This is a genomic window from Streptomyces sp. NPDC002701 (genome assembly GCF_042889045.1).
GTDB lineage: Bacteria > Actinomycetota > Actinomycetes > Streptomycetales > Streptomycetaceae > Streptomyces.
The window spans coordinates 22,368-29,406 of record NZ_JBIAQL010000044.1; the positions used below are offsets into that span (position 1 = coordinate 22,368).

Annotated in this window: 6 protein-coding genes and 1 pseudogene; 5 read left to right on the top strand and 2 right to left on the bottom strand. The window is 67.7% G+C overall.

The window, feature by feature from the left end:
• The first annotated feature begins 5 nt into the window (after positions 1-5).
• The 4 genes from ACFYXC_RS40530 (at position 6) to ACFYXC_RS40545 (ending at position 5,588) form a co-directional block, all read left to right on the top strand.
• Positions 6-890, top strand: a complete 885-nt coding sequence (locus ACFYXC_RS40530; protein ID WP_389557995.1) for a carbohydrate ABC transporter permease — start codon at positions 6-8, stop codon at positions 888-890.
• Positions 890-1,804, top strand: coding sequence for a carbohydrate ABC transporter permease (locus ACFYXC_RS40535; RefSeq protein ID WP_389557997.1), 915 nt, complete (start codon positions 890-892; stop codon positions 1,802-1,804). Before ACFYXC_RS40530 ends, ACFYXC_RS40535 begins: the two co-directional genes overlap by 1 nt.
• Positions 1,801-3,435, top strand: coding sequence for a family 43 glycosylhydrolase (locus ACFYXC_RS40540; RefSeq protein WP_389557998.1), 1,635 nt, complete (start codon positions 1,801-1,803; stop codon positions 3,433-3,435). Before ACFYXC_RS40535 ends, ACFYXC_RS40540 begins: the two co-directional genes overlap by 4 nt.
• A gap of 83 nt (positions 3,436-3,518) precedes the next feature.
• Positions 3,519-5,588: a hypothetical protein gene (locus ACFYXC_RS40545; RefSeq protein ID WP_389557999.1), complete on the top strand. Its 2,070-nt coding sequence runs from the start codon at positions 3,519-3,521 to the stop codon at positions 5,586-5,588.
• 299 nt (positions 5,589-5,887) lie between these two features.
• Here the strand turns inward: ACFYXC_RS40545 and ACFYXC_RS40550 are convergent, their stop codons facing one another.
• Positions 5,888-6,130: a hypothetical protein gene (locus ACFYXC_RS40550; RefSeq protein WP_389558000.1), complete on the bottom strand. Its 243-nt coding sequence runs from the start codon at positions 6,128-6,130 to the stop codon at positions 5,888-5,890.
• A 31-nt stretch (positions 6,131-6,161) separates the two neighbouring features.
• Here ACFYXC_RS40550 and ACFYXC_RS40555 point away from each other — a divergent pair.
• Positions 6,162-6,368: pseudogene (locus ACFYXC_RS40555) on the top strand (integrase core domain-containing protein); the annotation flags it as partial.
• Positions 6,369-6,825: 457 nt separating this feature from the next.
• Here ACFYXC_RS40555 and ACFYXC_RS40560 read toward each other — a convergent pair.
• Positions 6,826-7,039 (bottom strand): heme-binding protein (locus ACFYXC_RS40560; protein WP_389558002.1); only part of this gene is annotated, 214 nt, incomplete at its 5' end.

Below are 7,039 nucleotides of genomic sequence, written 5' to 3' on the forward strand. Positions count from 1 at the left end.
CGCTCATGATCTCCTCCCTGCGATGGAAGGGTGCCTCCTTCACGGCGCCGTTCCTCCTCGGCTTCGTCTTCCTCTACCTGCTGCCGATGGGCTACGCCGCGTACCAGTCCCTGTTCCGCGAGGAACAGTCCGGACTCGGCCTGGGCGGCTCCAGCCAGAGTTTCGTCGGCCTGGACAACTACCTCGAAGGACTCACCGACAGCGCCTTCATGGGCTCGGTCCTCAGGGTGGCGCTCTTCGCCTGCGTGCAGATCCCGCTGATGCTGCTCATCAGCCTGGTGCTGGCCCTGCTGCTGGACTCACTCACCTCACGCTCGGCCAGCAGGTTCCGCATCCTGCTGCTGGTCCCGTACATGATCCCCGGTGTCGTGGCCGCCATCGTCTGGATCAACCTCTACAGCCCGAACGTGGGCCCGCTCACCCCGCTGGGCCACGCACTGGGCTTCGACTGGGACTTTTTCGCCCCCTCGATGGTGTGGCCCTCCATCGGAAACCTCCTGACCTGGCACGGCATCGGCTACAACATGGTGATCATCTATTCCGCGCTGCAGGCGGTTCCGCGTGAACTGTTCGAGGCGGCCCGGCTCGACGGGGCATCGGAGTGGCGCATCGCCCGGAGCATCAAGATCCCTTACGTACGCAGCGCACTGGTCCTGACCGGTCTGCTGTCCATCATCCAGATGCTGCAGATCTTCAACGAGCCCGCGCTGTTCCGCAACGTCACACCGCAGACCGTGGACGACAAGTTCACCCCCATCATGATCATCTACAACGCTGCGTTCAACGCCGGCAACTACCACTACGCGGCGACGCTGTCGGTCCTGCTCGCCCTGATCCTCGGTATCGCTTCCTTCATGTTCTACCGGCTCACTTCGAAGGAGGCCGACTGATGACGCTCACCGAGCACACCACTGACAAACCCCGCGTCCGCAGCGTCCAGCGCATGACACGGCCCGACCCGGCCTCCCGCTCACGCGGTGGCCAGCGCTTCGTCCTCATCGGCCTCATCCTCGCCTGCGCCTACAGCCTCTTCCCCCTGTGGTGGCTGATCATCGCCGCCACCAAGGACCGTGTGGGCCTCTACCAGAGCAACGGCCTCTGGTTCTCGGGCTGGCACCTCACGGACAACCTCCACCAGCTGTTCACCTACGACGACGGCATCTTCCTGCGCTGGACAGCCAACTCACTTCTGTACGCCGGCGTGGGAAGCCTGGGCGGCACGCTGATCGCCCTCGCCGCCGGTTACGGCCTCGCCCGTTTCAACTTCCCCGGCCGCGGTCTCGTCTTCGCCTGCGTCGTGGGATCGTTCCTGATCCCGATCGCACTGCTCGCCCTGCCGCTGTACCTGGTCTTCTCCGACATCGGGCTGGTCGACACGCCGTGGGCGATGCTCATTCCGTGCCTGATCAATCCCTTCAGCGTCTACCTCGCCAAGGTGTACACGGAGGCCACCATCCCCTTCGAGCTGCTGGAGGCCGCGCGCATCGACGGAGCGGGCGAGCTGCGCATCTTCTTCAGCATCGTGGTCCGCATGATGACCACAGGCGCTGCGACCATCTTCCTCCTCGCCTTCGTGAACACCTGGAACGCCTTCTTTCTGCCCCTGACCGTCCTGCGCGGCGAGGAGAACTGGACGCTCAACCTGGGCCTGTACAACTGGTCGGGCAAGCGCCTGGAAGCCGGAGTGGACCTGACCAGCCTCGTGCTGACCGGGGCTCTGCTGTCGATCGTGCCCATGGCCATCCTGATGATCGCCATGCGTCGCTACTGGCGTTCCGGCGTCACCCTGGGAGCGCTGAAGTGACCAGCCCTGCACCCACCAGCACGGTTGTGCGCAACCCCGTCATCCGCGGTTTCATGCCCGACCCGTCGATGATCCGCGTCGGCGACTGGTACTACGCGGCCAACAGCTCCTTCGAGTGGTTCCCGACCATCCCCATCCACCGCTCGCGGGATCTGGCCCACTGGGAGTACGCCGGCCACGTACAGGGAGCCGCTCCCGGCGGATCCCTCGCCGGCGTCCCCGACTCGGGCGGCATCTGGGCCCCGTCCATGAGCTGGGACGGCGAGCGGTTCTGGATGGTGTACGCGGTAGTGCGCTCGGTGGGCACCCCGTACTTCGACCTGGACACCTACATCACCACGGCCACCGACACCCGCGGCCCGTGGACACCGCCGCGCCGGGTGCCCGGCCACGGCTTCGACCCAGCGCTCTTCCACGAGGACGGCCGCCTGTGGCTGCTCAACCTGCAGAACGACCACCGGCCGGGCGGTCAGCGCTTCAGCGGGATCGTCCTCACTGAACTCGACCCTGCCAGCCTCGCCGCCGTCGGCGAGACACGACTGCTCCTGCAGCACGACCGCCTCATCGAAGGACCCAAGGTCTGCACCCGCGACGGCTGGTACTACCTCACCCTCGCCGAGGGCGGCACCGGCTTCGAGCACGGTGTCCGGATGGCGCGGAGCCGCAGCCTCGGCGGGCCCTACGAACTGGACGCCCTGCCCCTGCTGACCACGCGGGACGACGCCACGCTCCCGCTGCAGAAGGCCGGGCACGGCGAACTCGTCCAGACACCGCACGGACAATGGGTGCTGTGCCATCTGGCAGCCCGCCCCCTGTGGACAGCGGCCGGTCCGCGCTGCACCCTGGGCCGGGAGACCGCGATCCAAGCAATCACCTGGGACGAAGGGCAATGGCCCCGCCTGCAACAAGGGGGATGGCATCCGGCAACCGAGGTCAGCGTGGCAACCATGCCCTGCGCACCGCCCTCCCCGCGCCGAGCAGAGCCGACATCTCTGGACTGGCCGTGGAGCACACTGCGTGAACCGCCCACTTCCGCCTGGGCCGACACCACCAGCCGCCCGGGGTGGATCCGGTTGCGAGGCCGGCACGGCCCCGAGTCACGGTGGGAGCAGAGCCTGCTCGCCCAGCGCCTCACCGAACACCACGCCACTGCCCAGGTCACCGTCGACGCCCGGCCGCGAACCTTCACCCAGGCCGCCGGCCTGATTCTGCGCTACGACGCCGCGGCCTACCTCTCACTGGACCTCACCTGGACCGAACCGGACGGTGAGGCCCAGCGCGGCCAGCAATGGCAGTCGGCGGGCCGGGTCGTCCTGAGCCTCGTCGAGCGCGACGAACACGGCGCCCGGCAGGCAGCGCTGCAGGAGATCGAGCCGAACACCCCCGTCACACTCGGCGTCACCGTCACCGGTACGACCGCCCGCTTCTGGTACGCCACCGACGGGCAGCGCACCCAGCTCGGACTCCCGCTCGACTGCACCCGCCTCTCCGACGACCACGGTGGAACCCTCCGCTTCACCGGAACGCTGGTCGGCATCCACGCCCGCGACCTCGTCGACGCGGCCTTCACAGCCGACTTCCGCGACTTCCTCCTAGCCTGTCGGCCCGCGCCGAGAGCATCGGCCTCCTGACCCCGGCACCATCCGCGCGAGCCATCGCACTCCCGTCGCCGTATCCGTAACCCCACAACGGCGCCTCCACCTTCGAGAAGGACATGGACAGCACCGATCGCCCCTTCCTCAGCATGTGGTTTGGCAACTTCTTCGAGCCCTTCTACAGCGACTACGACGCCACCCGGCGTGGCATGGCAGAGATCGCCGACCTCGGCTTCAACGCCATCAACCTGGACTCGAAACCCTGGGAGGACTTCTTCGTCCGCTACGCGGGCGGCGAAGCCAGCCAGTACGTGGCGATGCAGGAATTCATGATGGCCGAAGCCGCAGCCCGCGGCATGGACTACACATCCCTGGCCCTGTACCTGTGCGGCGACAACCTGTACCCGACCATCCGCGACGTGCCGCCCGTGCGCGGCGAGGAAGCCGTCCTGCCCGACGGTCAACCGATGGGTACCTACAAGTACTGGTCGCCGGCGGCGCAGGCCACCATGGTCGATCATGTGCGGGGCCTGCTGAAGCTCTACGGATCCGGCATGCGACGCGCCTCGGACGGACGCACAGTCGTCCAGACGATGTTCGACCCCATCGCCAAACCGAGCTTCGACGCCGAGGGACGGCGGCACTATCTGGCCTGGCTCGCGGGCCGCTTCAACGACGACATCGAGCGCCTCAACGAACGCTACGCACTGCAAGCCACCTCGTTCGACGACCTGGAGTCCCACACGTACTGGCTGCGGCCCGACGAACTGAACTGGGTGGGCTGCGCCCTCCCCGGCCACGAGGACTTCGCACGCCGGACCCCCGACTTCCACCGGTGGATCGACAACCAGACCTACCTCGCCGACGTCCTCGACGACTACCTCGCCACGATGCGCAGCCACTGGAACGACCTCGATGTCTTCGCCGAACCGGTGCTCCATCAGTGGGGGTACTTCTTCAACCCGCCACGACAACGTGACTGGCAGACCGGCCAACGCGCCCTGGACGTCTACCGGTGCGCCCAGCACCTGGACGGCGTCCTGTTCATCACCGCCCCCCTGAACGCGGAGAACCGAGCCGACGCCTCCGTGGTCAGCGTGGAGGGATCCATCGCCCGCGCGGCGAACGGATTCGCACCCTTCACCGCCGGCCTGTACCTCGGCCGGCACGTCAACACGGACGTCTACCGGACCGTGCCTCCGGCAGAAGCCATCGCCACCCAGGTAGCCGCCGGCGCCCGCGGCCTCCACACCTACGGCTACAGCGGTCTGGACGACGGAGGCGTGCTCTTCCGTACCGACCCCCTCTTCAAGGATTCTCTGCGCACCGGTATGACATGGGCCGCCGAGGTCATGCCCCTGCTCACGGACCCCCGGACCCGCCAGGTCGCCCTCCTCTTCCCCGCCGAGATGAGCCTGTACGAACCCGTGGAACTCGATCACGGCGGCCGGCACCGGATGGACCTCCTCGGTTGGTACCAGCAGTTCACCGACCTGGGCTGGCACGTCGACATCATCCACCCCGATCAAGTAACCGACGGAACCCTGGCCCACTACCAGCACCTCGTCGTCCCCACCAACTCCCTCTACGACCTCGGCGACAACGCCGCGCTCGAAAACGCTGTGCGCGAGTGGACCGCCGCGGGGGGAACCACCTGGCACGGCCCCTCGTGTGAACTCACCCGTCGCGCCTTCGACATCCAGGAATCGGACATCGACTTCGACTGCTTCGCCTGGAGCGACGAGGAGGTCATCCCCCACGGCTGGTCGACCGTCACTTTCACGAGCGGAAAGCCCCTGGCCTCATATCTGACCTCACAACAGACGGCGATCTCCCAGACGTCCTGGGGCACCGGGAACGTCTATTCCGTCGGCTTCCAGTACGGCTACTCCTACTGCCGTGAGTCGATGCCTATCGTCCCTCCCCGCTATGGCAAGCGCGAGATGCACCCCCTGGTGCTCCTGCATCGCACTCCCGTCGAGGTACTGGCCGGGGCCGCCCCCGCAGCTCTCCTGCCACCGACCAAGGGTGTCGAAGTGGCTGTCTTCGGCAACAGAGCTGTGATCGTCAACCACCGGTCCACCCCCATCGACCTGGGAGCGCTCGACACCGCAGGCGCGGTCGCCCAAGACGCTGACTTCACGCGACGACTCGCCCCGCACTCGGCCGTCTGCGTCGTTGCGCCGTAGTAGCGCAGAGTGTGGAAGCCCTACCCGGTGCTCTGGCCGGATCGACGCCCTGGCGAGTTGACTCGCCGCACGCCGGCCGTGCCTTCGGCGCGGGTGCGTACCACCGCGTCGTCCACGAGGTCCCGGACGGCGTCACGTCGCGTCGGCAGCCCGGGCAGCCGATCCGGAGCGGCCTCTACCGTGCTGTGCCCGACCGGCGTCCGGAGCCGATCGGGGCGGGAGCGACGCTGATGCCGCCGTTCTTGTGAGCTCAACGGCCGACGAGCGCAAGGTGTGCGGGATCAGCGGCCGAAGGAAGGTCAAGCACCCCAGGTGGCGGAAGCCGTAGTCGCCGGCAGGAAGGCCACGCGGGTAAGGAAGTCCTTGAGCAGGATGCGCCAGACGTGCCAGGAGTGTCCGCCGTCGATGAAGTCGGTCTGTACGTGAACGCCGGCCTCGGTGAGATCCCGCACGGCCCGGAACGGGCCGCGGTGGAGCGTCGAGTACCCGGCGTTGATGGGGTCCTGCCAGCCGCAACCGAGGTAGACCGACGCCTGCTTCATGGCAGTGACCTGCGCGTCGGTGAACGTGGTGCCCTACCGCCCGCAGACCAACGGCAAGGTCGAACGCTTCAACCGCACCCTGCTGGAGGAGTGGGCCTACGCCCGCCCCTGCCGGTCAGAGGCCGAGCGCCGCGAAGCATTCCCGCAGTGGCTGCACACCTACAATCACCACCGCGGACACACCGCGCTGAAGAGCCAGCCACCCGCCAGCCGCGTCCCCAACCGCACAGGGCAATACACCGAGCCTCGGCTGGCCGTCGGACCGTGGTGGCACGCCGGCCCTCGCAGCTGGGCGCATCGGGCCTCCGTCGTCGCCACCGGGCAAGAGCCCTCACACCGAACTCCGGTGCGGTTGTACGCGATGGGCGCAGACGAGTGGCGCGACTTCGAAGCATAGCCGCCGGCCGGGTACGAACCCCAGCGGCTGTACCTCCGCACCGACGACACCCTCACCACCACACTGGGAGTCGCAGAACCACCCCCAACGTTCCTGCGACCCCACCGCCCCCACGCCCTCCCTGGGGTGAGCGAAACTCACCCCCGCCGGAGCCGGCCCGGTCGACAACCGGAAGCTGGAAGAGCGCCCCGCCGCCCCGCCATACGCAGGATGGCGTGGAGGTCCGATGGACAGCCCGTAGGGGCGTTGGCTCAGGGCCTTGGCTGCAGCCGTCAGCAGCCCGACACTCCGATGGCGGTCAGTGACCGGGCAGTTCGAACCCGAGGGTGGCCAGGGCCTCTTCGGCGGCTTGCTGGTCCTGCTCGTAGCTGCCGCCGGAGATTCCCAGGCCCCCGATGCAGCGGCCGTTTTCAATGATCGGGTAGCCGCCGCCGACGGCCATCAGGCGGGAGTGGCCGGCCAGTGGTGCGACCCGCGGGTTGGCAAGGTAGTCGTTCCACCTATGGGTGGGG